Source organism: Methylobacterium sp. J-043 (assembly GCF_022829505.1).
In the GTDB taxonomy this organism is placed as follows: Bacteria; Pseudomonadota; Alphaproteobacteria; order Rhizobiales; family Beijerinckiaceae; genus Methylobacterium; species Methylobacterium extorquens_A.
This window is the reverse complement of sequence record NZ_JAKSYB010000037.1, coordinates 1-18,331: the sequence shown is the minus strand read 5'-3', so window position 1 is coordinate 18,331 and position 18,331 is coordinate 1. Positions and strand designations below refer to the sequence as shown.

Here is an 18,331-nt window from a genome sequence, read left to right as displayed (position 1 = left end):
CGCTGAGAGCCAACCCGCTTTGCGTATCATTTTTCTGATTTTTTGATAGACAACGTGTTTTGGCTATCGCAGACTGCTCTCAACCCGCCTTGGTGAGCATGATAGGCGGATTTTAAGAGCCAAACGCGATGAGCAAGACACCAACAGGCTTAGATTTGGGAGAGGCGGTAAACTATCATTATGATAGGTTTCCTCCTCAAATCGAAAACTACCAGCGCCTCGTAAAGCCTATATCTGCGGCTGCGGCCGCTCTGGCGCGATATGACCAAATGCTAAAGGGTATGCACAATAGTGAAATATTGTTGGCTCCTTTGAGAAGCCAAGAGGCGGTTGTTTCGTCTAGAATGGAAGGTACGATTAGTACTTTGGACGAAGTGCTTCGGTACGAAGCCGATCAGGAGGAGGATGAGGAGCAGGCCGATCAAAAATATAGAAGTGAAGCTGTCGAAGTGCATCTTTACAGTCGGGCCATGCGCAACGCGCAAGCTAGCATCAAGGAGGGGGCTCCGATTGCGAAGTGGTTGCTTCGTTCAACTCACAAGATGCTGCTTGGATTTGGGCGGGGTGCGGCAATGTCCCCTGGCGATTTCAAGACTGAACAAAACTACTTAGCCGACCGCGTGCGTAGAAAAGTTCTATTCATTCCTATTAGTCCTGAGAAATTGCACGACGGACTTGATAAGCTGTTCGAATTTATAGATACAGATGAAGAGGAAGTTCTAATTAGAACCGCGCTCATGCATTTGGAGTTTGAGGCGATCCATCCATTTAAGGATGGCAATGGAAGAATTGGAAGAATGCTTATACCTCTAATGCTGTGGAAGCATGGAGTTATTTCGGAGCCGTATTTTTACATGAGCGGATACTTAGAGCAGCGAAGGGACGAGTATATCGATAGGATGAGAGAGGTATCTGCGTCTGACGATTGGGCTGGATGGATAATATTTTTTCTTGAAGCACTTGAGGCTCAGGCGAACGAAAATTTAAAAAAGGCCGAAGAAATCCGAGATCTATATGAAGAAATGAAAGAAAGGTTTCGAGAGACACTTTCGTCTCAGTGGACAATATCTGCCTTAGATTTTGTGTTTACAAGGCCAATTTTCAGAAATAATGTATTCACGAGTCGGGCTGGAATACCACAGGCTACGGCTCACCGGTTCGTCCGTAGTTTGGTCGATGCGGGGCTTTTGCAAACGCTGTCGCCTTCATCAGGGCGCCGACCAGCAATGTATTCTTTTGAGCCGCTTCTTACCCTAGTGCGGTCCTAGAATCAATTATGAATATTTTGGATAGCTATTGCCTCATCTTTGCGCGCGGAGGCAGATTTATGAGTGGCCATTGGATTTGATTCAATAATCCATTTGGTTGCGTATCATGTGTTTTATGTTGGGATGATTGGGCGCTTGACAGAGAGACTTGGAAAACAGGCTTTCAGAAGTATTGTCAGGCCTACAAACTGATCTCGGGCCCGTGCTTGTCGCCGTCGTCCGGCAGCGGCCCGGCTTCGCCCTGCCAGGGCAAGCTCTGCCACGGCGGCTGGCCGGCGCGGGCCTCGTATTCTTCCAGCGGCAGGGTGGTCTCGCCACCCTCCGCGTCTTGCACCCGGACGTGACTCGGGCGCGGCTGCTTCGGCGGGCAAAGGAAGAGGCCCTTGAACGAGGTCGCCATCGTCAGAGACCCTCCGGCGTCTCGGCCGGGGGCGTGCGATGCGCGTGTGCGGGCCGGGTGCGCAGGTAGCCCTTGAAGCGCAGATACTCGGCGACGATCTCGCAGATCGCCCGGTCCCGCGGCAGGCGCTCGACCGCGCAATGCTCGTCCAGCGCCGCCACGACCTCCGGCGGGAAGGTCAGGATGCCGGCGAGCTTCGGTTCGTGCGCCGGATCGGTCTCGTGTTCGGTCTCGCTCACGGTCTTCCCCCTCTTTACACGCCCGATCCGACCGGCGGTGCGCCCTGCTCCGGAGTGGGGATCACGCCGAGTCCGTCGGCATCGCCGGGCCGGGTGGCTCCGAGCCGCCGCAGCAGCGCTTCGTAGGTCTGCACCGCCGGGGAGTCCGATTGAACCTCACGGGTGTCGGAGAGGAGCCGCCGCACGTCCTCGATGAACAGGGCGCGCGCCTGCCCTCCTCCGGGGCTCGCCTCGAACAGGCGGCCGAGCGCCAGTTCGAACACGCCCATGAGAAGGCCGAGCCGCTCGGTGTCGTCCGCCATCGCGCTCCTCCGGATGCCGTCCCGGCCGCGTCCGCGGCCTGTCCGAAGACGGGAACGCCCGTGAGGCGCCCCGCGGTTCCACCCCTGATAGCGCCGGGGATAATCCAACCCCGCCACTGCGCCGCATGGGAAGACCCGCTCCCCCGCTCTACGTCTTGTTCCTGCATCGGCTTTTCGCGAAGCCGGCAGCCCGCTCGCGGGCCGGTGCTTCCGAGCAGGGATATGCTCCCGCGCAGGGATACCGGAGCCGTTCGGGAAGGTTGCCTCGTCATCAAACCCCGAGCCGCTCGTGTCGCCCCATTCGCTCCTTTCCCTCGCGCGGCCTCCCGCAGCACCCCGAGCCGGGGCGTGCGACGCGGCTGCTGATGCGCAGGGCGGCTTTCCGGCGCAGGCCATCGCCCGGCTGCGTCGGGCCGGGCATCTCGCCGCGCCCCTGCCCGCGGCGCTGGGCGGCGCCGGATTGTGCGAGCCCGCCCGTGTGGACGCGCTGCGGGCCCTGCTGACGGAGATCGGCCGCGACGACCTCGCGGTCGGGCGGCTCTACGAGGGCCACGTCAACGCGCTGGCCCTGGTGCTGCGCTACGCCGACGCTCCCGTAGCCGAGCGGCTTGCCCGCGACGCGGCGGAGGGGCAGCTCTTCGGCGTCTGGAACACCGAACCGGCGGAGGGCGGCCTTGTCCTCGACGGGGCGGACGGCCTCGACGGCGTGAAGACCTACGCCTCGGGGGCGGGCTTCGTCACCCGCCCGCTCGTGACGGCGCGGATCGCCGACGGGCGCCGGCTGATGCTGGTGCTGCGCCTCGAACCCGGCGAACGGGCCGACCTGTCGGATTGGCGCGTCCACGGTATGCGCACGACGGCGACCGGGACCGTCGATTTCTCCGGGCTCGGCCTGCGCGACGGCGAGGTGATCGGCGCGCCGGACGACTATTGGCGCCAGCCCTTCTTCTTTGCCGGGGCGTGGCGCTTCCTCGCGGTCCAGCTCGGCGGGATCGAGGCGGTGTTGGAGACGCACCGGTCGCATCTGTCCACCACCGGCCGGGCGGGGGACCCGCACCAGCAGGCCCGGTTCGGGCAGGCCATGGTCGCGGCGGAGACGAGCCGCCTGCTCGTCGCCCGCGCCGCCCGCCTCGCCGTGGCGGAAGCCGGCCAGCCGGAACGGGTCATCGCCTACGTCAACCTCGCCCGCGCCGCCGTCGAGCAGGCGGGCCTCGACGTGATCACCCTGGCCCAGCGCTCCATCGGGCTGGCAGGTTTCCTCGAGAGCCACCCCCTGGAGCGCCTGATGCGCGACCTTGCGACCTATCTGCGCCAGCCGGCTCCGGATTTCGCCCTGACCGGCATGGCCGCCCACGCGCTGGCGGCCAACGAGCCGCTTCACGCCCTGTGGCCCGACGAGGCCGCTCCCCGCGCCGTGGAGAGCGTGGCGGAGAGCGTGGGATGAGCGGCCGACGGACGGAGACGCTGCCGGAGCGCTACTTCTCGGAGATCTACGCCTCCGATCCCGATCCCTGGGGCTTCACCTCCAGCGCCTACGAGGCGGAGAAATACGCCGCGACGCTCCAGGCCCTGCCGCGGGCGCACTACGACCGGGCCCTGGAGGTCGGCTGTTCCATCGGCGTCTTCACCCGGGCACTCGCCCCCCGCTGCGGAACCCTGACCGCCCTCGACGTCGTGCAGGCGGCGCTCGACGCCGCGCAGGCGCGTTGCGCGGAATACCCGCAGGTCGGCTTCGTCCGCGGCGCGGTGCCCGAGGTCTGGCCGGAGGGCCGGTTCGACCTCATCGTGTTCGGCGAAATGCTCTACTTCCTCAGCCCGGAGGATCTCACCCGCCTCGTCGCGCGGGTGGAGGCGAGCCTGGAGCCGGGGGGCGACTGCGTCCTCGTGCACTGGCTCGGCGAGACCGATTACCCTCTCTCCGGCGACGCGGCGGCGGAGGGCTTCATCACCGGCATGGCGCCGTTCTGTCGGGTGCTGCCCGGCGCGCGCAAAGATGCCTACCGCCTCGACGTGCTGCGCCGGGCGGACAGGCCATGACGAACGCGACGACGGCCCGTGCGGAAAAGGCCGTCCCGCGCCACCCGCTCTGGGTGCGCCTGACCCATTGGGTGAACACCGGCGCCTTCCTGGCGCTCCTCGTCAGCGGCTTTGCCATCCTGCTCGCCCTGCCCCGGCTGTTCTGGGGCGAGACCGGCGCCAACGATGCCCCGGCCTGGATCGTCCTGCCGCTGCCGGTGAACCTCGAACAGACCGGCTGGGGCCGCAACCTCCACTTCCTCGCCGCCTGGATCTTCGTGCTCAACGGTGCGCTCTATGGGCTCCTCGCCCTGGCGAGCGGGCGCCTCCTGCGCCGTCTGACCCCCGACCGCGACCAGCTCCACCCCCGGCACATCGCCGCCGACATCCGCGCGCATCTGCGGCTCACCGGCTCGGGGGGCGCGGGAGCCGGCCGCTACAACGTGCTGCAAAAGCTCGCCTATCTCGCCGTCATCCTCGTGCTGGCGCCGGTGATGCTGCTCTCGGGGCTGACCATGTCACCCGGCGTCACGGCGGCCTACCCCGAGCTGTTCACCCTGTTCGGCGGCCGGCAATCGGCGCGCACGATCCACTTCCTGTCGGCGGCCGGGCTCGTCGGCTTCCTCCTCATCCACGTCTGGCAGGTGCTCGCCAACGGGCCGCTCGACCTGATGCGGGGCATGATCACCGGGCGCTCCGCCCGGCCGAAATCCGAGTTGACGCCAGAGGAGGACCCGCGATGAGCGATCTGACCCGCCGCCGGCTGATGCTCGGCTCCTCGGTGCTCGGGCTCGGTGGCTTCCTCGGCGGCTGCGAGCTGATCGAGAACGGCCCGCGCCGGCCGGGCCTCTACGGCTTGAGCGACACCCTGACGCTCGCCACCCAGCGCTTCCTCCTGCGCGACCAGCCGCTGGTGCGGGAGTTCGGGCCGGAGGCGATCTCGGCGGTGTTTCCCACCATCAACACCACCGATCCGGACAACCCCGATTACCGCCGTTCGAAGGCGATCGGGTTCTCCGACTGGCGCCTGCCGGTGAGCGGCCTCGTGGAGCGGCCCGCCGCCTTCACGCTGGCCGAACTGAGGGCGATGCCGGCCCGCACGCAGGTGACGCTGCATAGTTGCGAGCAAGGCTGGTCGGCCATCGGCGGCTGGACCGGGGTGCCGCTCGCGCATGTTCTGGCGAGCGTCGGGCTGAAGCGCGAGGCGCGCTTCATCGTGATCCGCAGCGTGGACGGCTGGTGGGATACCTACGACCTGTTCGACGCCCTGCACCCGCAGACGATCCTGGCCTACGGCATGAACGGCGGCGACCTGCCCGTGGCCCACGGCGCGCCGGTCCGCCTGCGGGTCGAGCGCCAGCTCGGCTACAAGTCGCTGAAATACCTCGCCAGCATCGAGGCCACCGACCGGGTGGACGGCCTCGGCCAGGGCCGGGGCAGCATGGTCTCGGAGATGGGGTTTTCCTGGTACGCGGGGATCTGAGCCGGCCTCCGAGCAATCCGCTGGAAACCCCTCTCCCCGCGTGCGGGGAGAGGGAATGCGCGTAAAAAACCTCTCACCCGATCAGCGGCGTGCACACCGTCTGCCCCTGCCCCTGCCCCGGCAGCGGCACCACCGCGACCTCGACCCCGTAGAGCAGGCGGAGATGCTCCGGCGTCACCGTCTCCGAAGGCGGGCCCAGCGCGACGAGGCGCCCGCCATGCAGCAGCGCGACCCGGTCGGCGCAGAGGAAGGCGTGGCCGGGGTCATGCGTCGAGAGCACCACGGCGATGCCGCTCCGCGACAGGCGCCGCACCTGGGCCAGCACCCGTGCCTGGTTGCCGAAATCGAGGCTGGCCGTCGGCTCGTCCATCACCAGGAGCTGCGGCTCGCTGGCGAGCGCCCGGGCGATCAGCGCGAGCTGACGCTCCCCGCCGCTGATCTCGGTGTAGATCCGCTCGCCCAAGTGGCCGATGCCGAGGGTGAGAAGCGCCCGCTCGGCTGCCGCGTGGTCGGCCGGGCCGGGGCTGGCGAAGGCGGGAAGCCGGCTCGCGCGGCCCATCAGCACCACCTCGCGGACGGTGAAGGGGAAGAAGGCGGCGTGCGCCTGCGGCACGTAGGCGATTTTCTTCGCGATTTCGCGACGCGGCAGGGTGGCGAGGTCGATGCCGTCGAGCAGCACGCGGCCGGCGAGCGGGCGCAGCAGCCCGAGCATCGTCTTGAACAGCGTGGTCTTGCCGCCGCCGTTCGGCCCGAGCAGGCAGAGCGCCTCGCTGTCCCGAAGCGTCAGGCTGACGCCGGAGCCGACCGCGCGGGCGCCGTAGCCGAAGGCGAGGTCGCGGATCTCCAGGATCATGCCCAGCCCCGCTTTCCCGCGGCCAGCAGCCAGAGGAAGAACGGCGCCCCGACGAGCGCCGTGAGGATGCCGAGCGGCACTTCGATGGTCGCCACCGTGCGGGCCAGGAGATCGACCGCGGTGAGGTAGCCCGCCCCGAGCAGCATCGAGGCCGGCAGCAGGCGGCGGAAATCCGGCCCGACCAGCAGGCGGGCGACATGTGGCACGATCAGCCCGATCCAGCCGATCACCCCCGTCACCGAGACCGCGGCGGCGGTCACCAGCGTCGCGCCCGCCACCAGGAGCGGGCGCAGCCGGCGTGTCTCCAGCCCGAGGGCGCGGGCCTCCTCGTCGCCGAGGCTCATCAGGTTCACGCGCCAGCGCAGCAGCACCAGGGGCGCGAGGCCGAGGGTCATCGCCGGCAGGATTGCGGCGATGTCGCCGGAGGTGACCGAGGCGAGACTGCCGAGGAGCCAGAAGGTGATGGCGGGCAGTTGGTTGTAGGGGTCGGCGAGCACCTTGAGCAGCGAGATCCCGGCCCCGAGCAGGGCACCCACGGCGACGCCCGCGAGCACGAGGGTGAGCACCGGGTCGTGGCGGCGCACCGCCAGCCCGACGGCGTAGACGGCGCCGACCGCGGCGAGCCCTCCGGCGAAGGCGAGCCCCTGGATCGCCGCCACCGGCAGGGCCAACACGATGCCAAGCACCGCGCCGAGGCTCGCCCCGGCCGAAACCCCGAGGATGTCCGGCGAGACGAGGGGATTGCGGAACAGCCCCTGATAGGTCGCCCCCGCCGCCGCGAGCCCGGCCCCGACCACGAGCGCCCCGAACACCCGCGGCAGGCGCACGTTCAGCACCACGGTCTGCGCAGCGGGATCGAGGGAGGTTGCCTGGCCGAAGAGCTTGGCGACGAGCACCCCGAAAACGTCGGCGAGCGGCACGGGGTAGCGGCCGATGCCGAGGGAGACGAGCACGAGGAGGATCAGCGCGAGCGGCGCCAGGGCCGCCAGCGGGAGGAATCGCCGCCGTGCGGATGGTGTCGATGCGGCGGGGCTCGCGGCCTCGCTCACCGGGTCGGCCCCGGTCCGGCGGCGTCGCGCAGGAGGCGGTCGAGCTGCTCGGGCGTGAGCTCGACCCGGTAGAAGCGCTTGTAGAAGTCGCGCACGGCGTCGCCGAGCGTCTGCGGGAACTGCTCGGGGAAGAACAGGCCGGCGAGCCAGCGCAGGCCGATCAGGCGGTTGACCCCCGGCGGGGCATCGACCCAGCCGAAGGGCAGCGTCGGCACCGCGTGGACGCGGCCCTCGCGCACCGCCTTCAACCCGTTCCAGAGCGGATCGGCGGCGGCGAGCTTCGGGAAATCGGGATCGAGGGCGATGATCACGTCCGGATTCCAGACCAGCACCTGCTCGGGCGAGACCGCCGCAAGCCCGCCCGCCCCGGCGCCGGCCACGTTGCGCCCGCCCGCCGCCTCGATGATCTCGGTGTTGATCGAGCCGGACAGGCCCGTCTCCAGCCCGCGTGGGCCGCGGCCGTAATAGACCCGCGGGCGCTTGTCTTCCGGCACCGCGGCCACCGCTGCGGCCACCCCCTTCAGGATTTTTTCGGACTCGCCGGCGAGCGTTTCGCCTTCTTCCGGTGCGCCGATCAAGGCCCCGAGGGTGCGGTAGGTCTCGGGCGTCGCCTTGAAGCTCCCATCGAGCAGCACGTAGGGAATGCCGGTCTGCGCCTGCACCCGGTCGGCCAGGGAGGCGTAGGTCGCCGCCGTGCTACCGACATCGACGATGAGGTCGGGCTTGAGCGACAGCACCGTCTCGACATTGGCGCTGCCGCCCCGCCCCGTCAGCCGTCCGGTGGCGGGCAGGTCGCGCAGCGCGGGGCTAAGGAATTCGCGCTCCTCCGGGCTCGGCGCCCGCGGCCAGCCGATCATCCGGTCGGGCGCCAGGGTGGAGAGCAGCACCGCCGCGGGCGGGCCGGCGGCGAGCACCCGGAGCGCTCGATCCGGCACCTCGACCCGGCGCCCGGCGGCGTCGGTGAAAGGCCGGGCCGCCGCGAGGCAGGACCACAACAGGGCCGGCAACAGGAGGGCGAGCGCGAGAAGGCAGCGGAGCAACGGCATCGGGGAAGGGCGTCTCCCGTGATCGGACGCAAGAGCATCGACCTGGATATCGGAACCAGGACGATGCTCTCGCTCCTTGTTTTTGCATCGCCTCTTTCCGAAAGCCGGAGGCCACCTTTCGGGACGATGCTCTCCCTATAGCGGCTTCCGCCCCGGTTGGCGCCGCGCCCGAACCGCGCCGCCTCTGCCGGGTTGGCCAGAGTGCCGGCATCCGCACGGGATCTCTGTCCCGACATCGCGCGAGGATCCCCGAACCCATGCCCGATCCGGCCGTCAGCCATCGCCACATCGACCTCCGCGGTCTGCGCCTGCACGTCGCCGAGGCGGGGCCGGCGAACGGCGCGCCGACGATCCTGCTGCACGGCTTTCCCGAATTCTGGTTCGGCTGGCGGCACCAGATCGAACCGCTCGCGGGAAGCGGCCTGCGCCTCCTCATCCCCGATCAGCGCGGCTACGGCCTCAGCGACCGGCCCAGGGGCATTGCCGCCTACCACCTCGACCGGCTCGCCGAGGACGTGATCGCGCTCGCCGATGCCTGCGGGCTCGCGCGGTTCAACCTCGTCGGGCACGATTGGGGCGGGCTCGTCGCGTTCTGGGTCGCGAGCTTCCACCCCGCGCGGGTCGAGCGGCTCGCTGCGCTGAACGCCTTCCATCCGGGCGTGTTCGGCCCCTATCTCCGGCGCCATCCGGGGCAGGCCCTGCGCAGCGCCTATGCCGGCTTCTTCCAGCTTCCCCTGCTGCCCGAGCGACTGCTGACGGCGCGGGAGGGGCGCCTCCTGCGGGCGCTGATGCGCCGGTCGAGCGAGCCCGGCACTTTCCCCGAGGCCGACCTCGACGTCTACGCGCGCGAATGGCTGCGCCCCGGCGCGATCACCGCGATGCTGAACTGGTATCGGGCGCTCGCTCAACTGCCCCGCGAGCGGCACCCGCCGAAGGTCACGGCGCCGACCCTGATCCTGTGGGGCGAGCGCGATCAGGCGCTCCAGACCGGCCTCGCCGAGGCGAGCCTGCACCTGTGCGAGCGAGGCCGCCTGCAGCGTTTTCCGCGAGCGACCCATTGGGTGCAGCATGACGCGCCGGAGGCGGTCAACGCAGCGTTGATCGACTTCCTGCGGCAGCCGTAAGACGGGTCACCTCAGAGGAATGCCGAGGCTCTGCCCCGGCATCCCGCCAAAGGGATGATCCCTCTGGAAACCCGCGCTGGCGGGAGCCGATCAGCGGCCGCTCATGCCGGCGCCGCCCTCGGTGCCGCCGCGCGAACCGGACTGCATCCCGCCGCGCTGCTCGCTGCCGCGGTTGCCGCCCGTGTTGCCCATGCCGCCGCCCTGCTCGGAGGCGTTGCGGGCGCCGCCGCGCTCGTTCCCCTCGCCGCGCATGCCGACATTGCGCGTGCCCTCGCCGCCGCGGCCCTGCTCCATCGAGCGGCCGCCGCGCTCAGCCCCGCGGGCCTGCTCGGAGTTGCGCATCTCGTTGCGCTCGGCTCCGCGGGTCTCGCTGCTGCGGCTGCGCAGATCGGTGCGGGTTTCCGACCCACGGACCTCGTTGCGCTCGCGGAAGCCTGCATTGACCGTGCCGCCGCGCCGCTCGGTGGTCGAGACGGTGGTGGAGAGGCGGCGGTACTCGGGCGAGCCGTACACGACGCGCTGGCCGCGGATCGTGACAAAGCGGCGCGTCTCGCCGACGCTGACGAGGCGGCGATACTCCGGCGAGCCGTAGATCACGCGCTGACCGCGGATGACGACATAGCGGCGCGGGCCGGTGCTGCGGCGCTCGGTGACGATCAGGCGGCGATACTCGGGCGAGCCGTACACGATCCGCCGGCCGCCGATGAACACGTAGCGGCCCTCGCGGCGATAACCGCCATCGACGGTGGTGGAGCGCACATCGGTGCGGCTGCTGACATGGGTGCGGTCGTGCGTGCGACCCTGGATCCGGTCGCTCCGCTCGGCGCGCACGTTGCTGCGGACGGTGTCGCTCCGCTCGGCTCTGTCGCGGCCGGTTCGGTCGCTCGCGCCGCGCTCCGAACCACGCTCGCCGCGCGCCATGTCGCCGCGATCCGCTCCGCCCCGGCCGGCCTCGCCCCCGTCCCGATCGCCCCGGGCGGCGCTGCGCTCACCGCCCATGGCGTTTCCACCCCCGCGCGCCTCGCTGCCCTTGGCGCCCATGCCGCCGCGCTCGCTGCCCGACATCCCGGTTTGTCCGCCGGACGGCCCACCGGATTGCTCGGCACCGGCCCGCATCCCGCCGCGCTCGGACCCACCGGTCGCGGCGCTTTGAGCGTAGACCGACGTGCTCATCAGCAGAGCAGCAAGACCCATCGCAATCGTCTTCATGGCGTAACCTCCGAGGCTTGAGACGGCTCGAAACGTCGCAAGTGTCGAAAGGGTTCTGCGAAAAATTGAGAATCAGAAAAAGTCTGATGGGTCGAAGGTGGATTGATTTATCTGAGCAAGCTTGGCTGTTTCGCGAGGGTGCTGTCTTGCCTGTTCTATGAGGCTGATCTGACCGGCTGGCTTTGGCCCTGGCCGATTGAGAGGATCAGCTAGGACCGGAGGAGTTGGTAATGAAGCGAGGTCAGACATCTCTCGCAGAATCGATTTTCGCGAGGCTTTGACCCGTCTCCTGCTCGTCGCACAAGGCTACACAAGAACGCACATGCGCACGGTCAATTTCTCCGTACTTTGTAGCCAACGCAAAAACACGCTAATCCGATCGCGGCCATCGGGCCGCCGAATCCATAAATTATGTGTTCCGTTCTGCTGACAGCAAAGAAGTCGACGACTGGGATCATCAGGTAGAGCAGACCCGTCACATAGATCGCAGTGCGCCAAGCAGGTCCGCGCTGGAGAACGACGGACAGAAGTAAGAGCAGGATCCAGGCGCCGAAGAAAATCCGTACCTCCGAAGTCGCGCGATCGGCGAGGTCGAGCGGGAGCAGACGATTGGCGACGAAGAAGGCCGCAATCGCGAACGGAAGGCCGACGATGACGCCGATGTTGAGATGGCGGACGATCTGTACGGTTCTGGATGGACCCCGATCTCGCGACGGTGCACGCGCGTTCGTCCAGAGGATCAAACCCGACGCGATCATGGCCGCTCCCATGAATCCGCACAAGGCATAGAGACTTCGCAGGAGGGGGGCTGCGAAATCTGCGGTATGCAGCCCGTTCAATACGAAATAGGTCTGTGCAGCAGGCTGCGGATGCGCCGACTCCGCGAGCACGGCTCCGCTCACGCCATCGAAGGCGATCTGCGGATGGCGATGCGCCAGCCCACGCGGTTGTTCCATCAGGATCGTGACCGTGGCGTTGGCGTCCCGCGGCTTATCGATGACGAGATGCTCAGGCTTCGAACTCGAACGCTGACGGGCAGCCGCGATCATTGGAGCGATCGGAGCGAGTTCGGCTGGGCGATCCGTGGCAGGCCGTGCCTGCATCGCCGTGAGGCCGAGATCGACAGCGAAGCGCGGCACATCCCCGCGATAGGCCGCGACCACGCCCCAGGGCATCATGGTCAGGGAGAGAAGTACGAGTCCGCTATAGGCGATGACGAGGTGATAGGGCAGCGCCAGGACGCCGAACACGTTGTGCGCATCGAGCCAGGCCCGGCGGCCGCCCTTTCGGGGCCGGAAGGTAAAGAAGTCCGCCAGGATCCGGCGATGGGTGACGACGCCGCTGATGAGAGCAACGATCAGGATCGTCGTGGCGCTGCCGACGATCCAGCGTCCCCAGAGCGGGGGCATGTGCAGTTCGTAGTGGAAACGGTAGAGGAACTCGCCCCCCAACGTCTCGCGCACCGGGACCGGGATGCCGGTGGTCGAGTCGAGAATCAGGCTCTCGCGCGTCCCGCCCTTCCCACGCCATTGCAGGCCGATCGTGCTGTCCGAGGCGTTTGGCAGCCGGACGAACCATTGCTTGGCCTCGGGTGCGTGCAGGCGAAACGCGGCAATGGCCAGCTCGGCGGCGGAGCCCGGATCGACTGGCGCCTGCACCCGTATTTCGGGGCGCATCCAGTGGGAGATCTCGGCCTTGTAGTAGCTCGCCGTGCCGGTGACGAAGACGGCATACATCAGCCAGCCAATCACGAGACCGGACCACGTATGCAGCCACGCCATCGACTGTCGGAAGCTGCGTCTCATACGCCCGGCGCCCATCTTGATCCGCTCCGGCCGAAAGCCGAGGTCGAGGAATAAGACGCGTGACCCGCCCGGACGGCCACCAGCCGCCGCAGGTCTGTGGCCGGGATGTGACAGCCCCTTTCGAAAAGCCGACGAGCAAGCAGAACAGCCTCAGGAACGTCAGGCGTCTTTCGGCAACGGAGTCAGCGGCATGGCCGTCAAATCGATGTTTGCTGGCACTCAACGACAGCGGAGTTTAAAACAGATCTAAGTTATTGATGTTGAATGCAAACCGGCGATCTGCGCTTCGTCTCCTATCTTGATTGTCGGGAGAGCGCCGTCATGCCCGCATCTGGCGCGCAGGCCGAAGATCGTGCGTTTGGGTCCAATGCCGATCAATCGCTGGACCAGCTGCTGCGCCGTTACTACGGCGAACTGAACGCGCTGGCCTTCGCTCGGCTGCGCAACCGTGACGCGGCTGCCGATCTGGTTCAGGATGCGATCGTTCGCTTCCTCGCGGCCGGCCGGAACGGAGGGCATGACTTCGGGCGGTTCGAGAGCCCTCGCTACTTTCTTCGAGCGATCGTCGCCAATCTCGCCATCGACGCGGCGCGGCGGAATCGACGGCGCGGGCTTCCGGTTCCGCTCGAAGATGTACTGGACATCGCCGATCAGGCCCCGCTCGCGGACCGTGCCGTCGCCGCGCGCCAGGAATATGCGCTGCTGCGGGCAGCTTTGAACGATATGCCCGCGCGCTGGCGGCAGGCGCTCCTGCTCAACCGTATCGAGGGATGGAGCCACGCCCGGATCGGGCAGCATCTCGGCATCTCCTCGACCATGGTAGGCAAGGACATCCTCGCCGCGCTCCGGCGCTGTCTTGGAGCGCTCGCGTCGTCCAGCTGATGCCGGCTGCCTGCAGCCATTGCAATCGACGGTGTTCGCAGGCGCGGGGCGGTCGTCTACTGCCTGTGACGTAGCTTCTGTCCCGGCCTCTCCATGACCTCGCATGCATCGGACGACGCAGCCACACCCGATGACATCCTCGATCCGCTCACGGAGCAGGCCCTCGAATGGCAGGTGCGCCTGCATTCGGGTGAAGATCGTGCAGCGGTTGAGCGAGCCTTCGAGCTTTGGAAGAGCGCGGATCCGTCTCATCGCCAAGCCGCCGACCGGGCGGCCGAGCTTTGGCGTCTGCTCGGTGGCGCTTTGCCCAGGCGCGGGCGCGGCCCGCCCAAAAGCGCGATCGTCCTCCTGATCTGCGCCCTCGCCACCGGCGGGCTCCTCGCGGGCGGCGCCTTCGGGCCGCCCCGTTCCTGGCTTGCCGACGCACGTACTTCCGTCGGCGAGCGGCGGGAGATGGCGCTCTCCGATGGCACGCAGGTCGATCTCGACAGCGGCACGAGCTTCGACATCACGTTCACGGCCGACCGGCGGCAACTGCGACTGTATACGGGGCGCATCCACGTGGCCGTGCAGCCGGACAAGACGCGCCCCTTCGAAGTGATCGCGGACGGCGGCAGTGCACGCGCCCTCGGAACAGCCTTCGACGTCGATCGCGAGGGAGGACGCACCAGTGTCCTCGTCACCGAGAACGTCGTCCGGGTGCGGGCTATGGCCGAGCAGGACGCTGAGGCGGTCGACCTCCTCGCCGGCCAGGAGGTGAGCTACGCGGATGAGAAGATCGGCCAGATCCGGCAGATCGATCTGCGTGCTCGGACCGCGTGGCGGCAGGGGCATCTGGTCTTCGATGGCCAGCCCCTCGGCGAGGTTGCGACGGTCCTGACCCGCTATCGCCGCGGCCGCATCCTGGTGACGGACCGGAGCCTGGAGGCACTGCGCCTCACCGGCACCTTCTCGACGGCCGACAGCGACAGAATGCTCGATGCCATCGAGGTCGCCTTGCCGGTCCGGATCCTCCGGTTGCCGCTCCTGACGCTGATCCGCCCGGATTCGGCCCGCATCGGGAAGGCAGGAGCGGGACGATCCGTTCCGTGATTGCCGGACACCCCATTCTCCACTTCGGGCGATCCCCGTCGAGATCCGGCTCCCCGCGCAATGATAGGAAAATGTGATCGGTCCGGTGGGCATTCGGAGCGAGCCGTCGTCCTGGATGAAGAGACCGCCCACACGCCGGTCCCTCATCAGACCATCGTGCACGAAGCCCCGGCATCATGATTCCTCGGCAAGAGCCTCGCCCTATCTCCCGCCCGTACGCGTCCTGGCCCCTCGCGATCCTGTTGCTCACTGGCGCAGCCGAAGCCAAAACGGTCCGCGTTCCGCAGGCTGGTCCGGTGGATGCGGGACGAGCAGCGATCTGGTTCGACATATCCGCCGGCGCGCTCTCTGCCGCCCTCCCGGCTTGGGAAAGCGCTACCGGACTCAGGCTCGTGGCTGCGACAGAGGCGCTGAAGGCCCCCCGGACCCAAGGGGTTCATGGCTTCTACGAGCCCGAAGCGGCCCTCGCCCAAATCCTGGCCGGGACGAGCCTCGTCCACCGCTTCACGGATGAGGAGACGGTCGCGATCTACCGGGCGGACTGGAGTGCCGCCCCAGGCGCCGCGGCCGCGGAAGTTGTTCTGGACCAGCTCTCCGTCGAGGGCGAAGCATCGGGGGAACGCGCCAACGGCCCCGTGCGTGGGTACGTGGCGCGGGTCAGCGCTTCGGGGACGAAAACCGACACACCCATCATCGAGACACCCCAGACGGTGAATGTCGTCGGCGCCCGCCAGATCCAGGACGAAGGAGCGACGTCGCTCGCTCAGGCGCTCGCCTACACGCCGGGCATCGCCAGCCAAGCCGTTGGCGGCTTTGCCAGGACCTCCGACGGCTTCACGATCCGCGGCTTCCCCGTGGAGACGGGCAATCAAGGCCTGTTGCGCGACGGATTGAAGCTTCAGTCGGGCGTCTACGACGGAACACAGGAGCCCTACGGGCTGGAGCGCCTCGAAGTGCTCAAGGGCGCCGCCTCGATCCTGTACGGCCAGCTCTCACCGGGCGGCATCGTCAACGCCGTGAGCAAACACCCGCTCCAGACGCCCTACAATGAGCTTAATGTCACCATCGGACAATATAACCGGAAGGAGGTATCGGGCGACTTCACCGGTCCGCTCACGCCCGACGGGGAGTGGTCCTACCGGTTGACCGGTCTATTCCGCGACAGTGACAGTTATCTTGCCTTCACGCCGGACGACAAGCGTTACATCGCTCCTGCGATCACTTGGCGCCCGTCGAGCGCCACCTCCGTCACATTGCTTGGCTATTATCAGGAGATCAACACGCGTTTCCAGCCGCCACTCTCGGCGGTCGGCGTGCTGCTCCCGAACGGATCCCTCCCACGATTCGCAGTGAATCGATTCTACGGCGAACCGAGCTTTGATCGCTTCGATGCCCGCTCCGGGGCGATCGGTTACCAAGTCGACCATGCCTTCTCGGACAACGTGAGACTGCGTCACGCCGTGCGCTATTACCAGTCCGGCGTCGACTGGGACTACATCCTGCCGACTTCACTCCTGTCCAATCGGCAGGTCGCGACCCGCGGTGTCAGCTTACGCAACGAGAATTCCACAGGTATCGCCTCCGATACCTCACTAGAGACAAAATTCGTTTTCGGTGAGACCAGCCATACCCTGCTGGCAGGTATTGATTACTATCAAAGCTTCCTCAACTCTGAGCGCTTTTCCGGCACCGCGAGCAACCTCAACGTCTACGCGCCGGTCTACGGGCTTGGTAGCCCGGTCATCAACTACGCACGCAACAACGGCTCGAAGAGCACACTCGATCAGGTCGGTCTCTACGTCCAAGACCAGATCAAGTTCGATCGCTTCGTGCTCCTCCTCGGCGGCCGGCAGGATTTTGCCAGCACGCAAGTGTTGACCTACCGCACCGCCGCTCAGCTCGCCCAGACCGACAGCGCCTTCAGTGGGCGACTTGGGCTGCTCTATCTCGGAGATCATGGGCTGGCGCCCTACGTCTCTTATAGTCAATCCTTCCAAACCTTCGCGCTCACGGATCGGAACGGTAACCCCTTCCAGCCAACGACGGGCGAGCAGTACGAGGGTGGGCTGCGCTGGGATATTCCAGGGGCCAACGCTCTCGTCAGTGCCGCCGTCTATCAGATCGATCAGCAGAACGCGCTGGTGGCGGATCCCGTTAGCCCCGCGTTTAGTATTCAGACGGGTCGCGTGCGCTCACAAGGCTTCGAGACGGAAGTGCGGGCGAATTATGGACCGCTTCAGGCGGTGGCGTCTTATTCCTATACAGACGCACGGCAAGTGCGCACCACCGATCCGGCGGCCCTGAACCAACGAATTGATCTCGTCCCCTACCATCAAGCGGCCGTCTTCGGCACCTATGACATGGGCCTGTTCGGAATCGCCGGGCTGCGGCTCGGTGGCGGCGTGCGCTATGTCGGAAGTGCCAACATCTCGGGCGGGGTCAGCTTCGATACCCGTGCCGCAACTCTGTTCGACCTCGTGGGAACCTACGATTTCGGCGTTGCGGATCCGACCCTGAACGGTTGGCGCGCTCAGTTAAACCTTCGAAACATCCTCGATCATGCGTACGTCACCTGCGTGACCGCAAATGGCTGCCGCTACAGCGAACCATTGAATGTCTTCGGCACGATCTCGTATCGATGGTGATACACCGGCAGAGGCTAAAACGACTTTTATTACGTCGGAATTTCAGTTATTACTAAAAGTCCGACGGAAGTTTTTCAGTAATTGCAAATATTTTTATGAAATTTGCCCTTGCCTGGCTCCCTGCGCCTGTTTCGTTCAATAGCGCGCTGGCCGCAGTAATCGGATTGCAGGCCGAAGTGGAGTGTGCCCTCCCGATGTCCTAATCTCTCTGGTGTTCATTCCATCCAGCCTTTCGAAGTTGGATGTCTGGTCCCGGCTGGTGGAGCGGGGCTGGTCTGAATTTGCCTGGGTCGGCAGGCCATGCCTTGCAGATGGCTTCATAGGGGGTGAGGCCCCGCAGGGTCTTCAGGCGACGGCCAAAGTTGTAGGCGATGACGAAGTCGGCCAGATGGGCACGAAGCTGTGCGTGGCGATCGTAATGATAGCGCTTGTCGCGAGGCGCGATGTGCTGGCCGAGGGCGTATCGTGCGGGCTGCGCCGCATTGAGCGGATCATGCGCGCGAACGCCTTGCGGGCACCGCCGGGGCTGCCGAAGGACGAGGGTGAGCGGGCTGCCGCTTCGCCCGATCTCTTGGAGCGGCGGTTCGCGGCTGATGCCCCGAACCGGAAATGGATCGCAGACTTCACGTCTATCTGGACCACAGAGGGCTGGCTCGACGTCGCTGCCGTCATCGACCTGTTCTCCCGCCGTGTCGTGGGCTGGTCGATGCAGGCCAGCATGACGGCGCAACGCGTCACGGATGCGCTCGTCATGGCGATCTGGCGCAGGGGCAAGCCGTGGCCTGCCTCCTGAAAAGTGGTCCTCCCTGAGGTATGGCTTCGAGCCATGTGGAGGATGTTTCATGGGACGGAAGAAGCATACGGCTGAAGAGATTGTTGCCAAGCTGCGCCAAGTGGATGTTCTGGTCTCGCAGGGTC

Annotated in this window: 17 protein-coding genes and 1 pseudogene; 10 read left to right on the top strand and 8 right to left on the bottom strand. The window is 66.6% G+C overall.

Annotated elements, in window-relative coordinates; translation table 11 throughout:
• The first annotated feature begins 128 nt into the window (after positions 1–128).
• Positions 129–1,268: a Fic family protein gene (locus MKK50_RS08120; RefSeq protein WP_499021649.1), complete on the top strand. Its 1,140-nt coding sequence runs from the start codon at positions 129–131 to the stop codon at positions 1,266–1,268.
• 181 nt (positions 1,269–1,449) lie between these two features.
• Here MKK50_RS08120 and MKK50_RS08115 read toward each other — a convergent pair whose 3' ends face one another.
• Genes MKK50_RS08115 through MKK50_RS08105 form a run of 3 tightly spaced genes read right to left on the bottom strand, consistent with a single transcriptional unit; the run spans position 1,450 to position 2,209 of the window.
• On the bottom strand, positions 1,450–1,668 hold the full coding sequence (locus MKK50_RS08115; RefSeq protein ID WP_499021648.1) for a hypothetical protein: 219 nt from the start codon (positions 1,666–1,668) through the stop codon (positions 1,450–1,452).
• A gap of 2 nt (positions 1,669–1,670) precedes the next feature.
• A complete protein-coding gene (locus MKK50_RS08110) occupies positions 1,671–1,907 on the bottom strand; it encodes a hypothetical protein (protein ID WP_499021647.1) in 237 nt (78 codons plus the stop codon).
• A gap of 14 nt (positions 1,908–1,921) precedes the next feature.
• Positions 1,922–2,209 (bottom strand): hypothetical protein, encoded by a 288-nt coding sequence (locus tag MKK50_RS08105; protein WP_499021645.1) that lies wholly within the window; start codon positions 2,207–2,209, stop codon positions 1,922–1,924.
• Between the two features lie 289 nt (positions 2,210–2,498).
• Here MKK50_RS08105 and MKK50_RS08100 point away from each other — a divergent pair, with 289 nt between their 5' ends.
• From MKK50_RS08100 to MKK50_RS08085, 4 genes are read left to right on the top strand one after another with little or no spacing between them, the layout of a single operon-like run.
• Positions 2,499–3,653: an acyl-CoA dehydrogenase family protein gene (locus MKK50_RS08100; protein ID WP_499021643.1), complete on the top strand. Its 1,155-nt coding sequence runs from the start codon at positions 2,499–2,501 to the stop codon at positions 3,651–3,653.
• Positions 3,650–4,246 (top strand): class I SAM-dependent methyltransferase, encoded by a 597-nt coding sequence (locus tag MKK50_RS08095; RefSeq protein WP_499021641.1) that lies wholly within the window; start codon positions 3,650–3,652, stop codon positions 4,244–4,246. The genes MKK50_RS08100 and MKK50_RS08095 overlap by 4 nt, the downstream gene beginning before the upstream one ends.
• Entirely contained in the window at positions 4,243–4,968 is a 726-nt protein-coding gene (locus MKK50_RS08090) for a cytochrome b/b6 domain-containing protein (RefSeq protein ID WP_499021639.1), read from the top strand. Before MKK50_RS08095 ends, MKK50_RS08090 begins: the two co-directional genes overlap by 4 nt.
• Complete coding sequence (locus MKK50_RS08085; protein ID WP_499021636.1) at positions 4,965–5,708, top strand: molybdopterin-dependent oxidoreductase; 744 nt, start codon at positions 4,965–4,967, stop codon at positions 5,706–5,708. The genes MKK50_RS08090 and MKK50_RS08085 overlap by 4 nt, the downstream gene beginning before the upstream one ends.
• Before the next feature lie 73 nt (positions 5,709–5,781).
• On the opposite strand, the gene MKK50_RS08080 is transcribed toward MKK50_RS08085, so the two are convergent.
• The 3 genes from MKK50_RS08080 to MKK50_RS08070 are packed head-to-tail and all read right to left on the bottom strand — an operon-like array spanning position 5,782 to position 8,656.
• Entirely contained in the window at positions 5,782–6,561 is a 780-nt protein-coding gene (locus MKK50_RS08080; protein WP_499021634.1) for an ABC transporter ATP-binding protein, read from the bottom strand.
• Positions 6,558–7,610, bottom strand: coding sequence for a FecCD family ABC transporter permease (locus MKK50_RS08075; RefSeq protein WP_499021632.1), 1,053 nt, complete (start codon positions 7,608–7,610; stop codon positions 6,558–6,560). Before MKK50_RS08075 ends, MKK50_RS08080 begins: the two co-directional genes overlap by 4 nt.
• Positions 7,607–8,656, bottom strand: a complete 1,050-nt coding sequence (locus tag MKK50_RS08070; protein WP_499021630.1) for an iron ABC transporter substrate-binding protein — start codon at positions 8,654–8,656, stop codon at positions 7,607–7,609. The genes MKK50_RS08075 and MKK50_RS08070 overlap by 4 nt, the downstream gene beginning before the upstream one ends.
• Positions 8,657–8,913: 257 nt before the next feature.
• On the opposite strand from MKK50_RS08070, the gene MKK50_RS08065 reads away from it, so the two are divergent.
• On the top strand, positions 8,914–9,780 hold the full coding sequence (locus MKK50_RS08065) for an alpha/beta fold hydrolase (RefSeq protein WP_499021628.1): 867 nt from the start codon (positions 8,914–8,916) through the stop codon (positions 9,778–9,780).
• A 90-nt stretch (positions 9,781–9,870) separates the two neighbouring features.
• Here the strand turns inward: MKK50_RS08065 and MKK50_RS08060 are convergent, their stop codons facing one another.
• Positions 9,871–10,989, bottom strand: coding sequence for a hypothetical protein (locus MKK50_RS08060; RefSeq protein ID WP_499021626.1), 1,119 nt, complete (start codon positions 10,987–10,989; stop codon positions 9,871–9,873).
• Between the two features lie 332 nt (positions 10,990–11,321).
• Positions 11,322–12,770: a PepSY-associated TM helix domain-containing protein gene (locus tag MKK50_RS08055; RefSeq protein WP_499021624.1), complete on the bottom strand. Its 1,449-nt coding sequence runs from the start codon at positions 12,768–12,770 to the stop codon at positions 11,322–11,324.
• Positions 12,771–13,058: 288 nt separating this feature from the next.
• On the opposite strand from MKK50_RS08055, the gene MKK50_RS08050 reads away from it, so the two are divergent.
• The 4 genes and pseudogenes from MKK50_RS08050 to MKK50_RS08035 form a co-directional block, all read left to right on the top strand.
• Positions 13,059–13,676 carry an RNA polymerase sigma factor gene (locus MKK50_RS08050; RefSeq protein ID WP_499021622.1) on the top strand — a complete coding sequence of 206 codons (618 nt, stop codon included), beginning with the start codon at positions 13,059–13,061 and terminating at the stop codon, positions 13,674–13,676.
• 93 nt (positions 13,677–13,769) lie between these two features.
• Positions 13,770–14,768 (top strand): FecR family protein, encoded by a 999-nt coding sequence (locus MKK50_RS08045; RefSeq protein WP_499021620.1) that lies wholly within the window; start codon positions 13,770–13,772, stop codon positions 14,766–14,768.
• A gap of 242 nt (positions 14,769–15,010) precedes the next feature.
• Positions 15,011–17,413, top strand: a complete 2,403-nt coding sequence (locus MKK50_RS08040) for a TonB-dependent siderophore receptor (RefSeq protein ID WP_499021618.1) — start codon at positions 15,011–15,013, stop codon at positions 17,411–17,413.
• Between the two features lie 442 nt (positions 17,414–17,855).
• Positions 17,856–18,191 (top strand): annotated as a pseudogene (locus tag MKK50_RS08035) (DDE-type integrase/transposase/recombinase); the annotation flags it as partial.
• Between the last annotated feature and the right edge of the window lie 140 nt (positions 18,192–18,331).

What these genes read in the sequence shown, in the direction of transcription:
- MKK50_RS08120 (WP_499021649.1), top strand. Translation starts at nt 129, where the DNA reads ATGAGCAAGACACCAACAGGCTTAGATTTGGGAGAGGCGGTAAACTAT.
- MKK50_RS08115 (WP_499021648.1), bottom strand. Translation starts at nt 1,668, where the DNA reads ATGGCGACCTCGTTCAAGGGCCTCTTCCTTTGCCCGCCGAAGCAGCCG.
- MKK50_RS08105 (WP_499021645.1), bottom strand. Translation starts at nt 2,209, where the DNA reads ATGGCGGACGACACCGAGCGGCTCGGCCTTCTCATGGGCGTGTTCGAA.
- MKK50_RS08095 (WP_499021641.1), top strand. Translation starts at nt 3,650, where the DNA reads ATGAGCGGCCGACGGACGGAGACGCTGCCGGAGCGCTACTTCTCGGAG.
- MKK50_RS08090 (WP_499021639.1), top strand. Translation starts at nt 4,243, where the DNA reads ATGACGAACGCGACGACGGCCCGTGCGGAAAAGGCCGTCCCGCGCCAC.
- MKK50_RS08085 (WP_499021636.1), top strand. Translation starts at nt 4,965, where the DNA reads ATGAGCGATCTGACCCGCCGCCGGCTGATGCTCGGCTCCTCGGTGCTC.
- MKK50_RS08080 (WP_499021634.1), bottom strand. Translation starts at nt 6,561, where the DNA reads ATGATCCTGGAGATCCGCGACCTCGCCTTCGGCTACGGCGCCCGCGCG.
- MKK50_RS08070 (WP_499021630.1), bottom strand. Translation starts at nt 8,656, where the DNA reads ATGCCGTTGCTCCGCTGCCTTCTCGCGCTCGCCCTCCTGTTGCCGGCC.
- MKK50_RS08065 (WP_499021628.1), top strand. Translation starts at nt 8,914, where the DNA reads ATGCCCGATCCGGCCGTCAGCCATCGCCACATCGACCTCCGCGGTCTG.
- MKK50_RS08060 (WP_499021626.1), bottom strand. Translation starts at nt 10,989, where the DNA reads ATGAAGACGATTGCGATGGGTCTTGCTGCTCTGCTGATGAGCACGTCG.
- MKK50_RS08055 (WP_499021624.1), bottom strand. Translation starts at nt 12,770, where the DNA reads ATGGCGTGGCTGCATACGTGGTCCGGTCTCGTGATTGGCTGGCTGATG.
- MKK50_RS08050 (WP_499021622.1), top strand. Translation starts at nt 13,059, where the DNA reads ATGCAAACCGGCGATCTGCGCTTCGTCTCCTATCTTGATTGTCGGGAG.
- MKK50_RS08045 (WP_499021620.1), top strand. Translation starts at nt 13,770, where the DNA reads ATGACCTCGCATGCATCGGACGACGCAGCCACACCCGATGACATCCTC.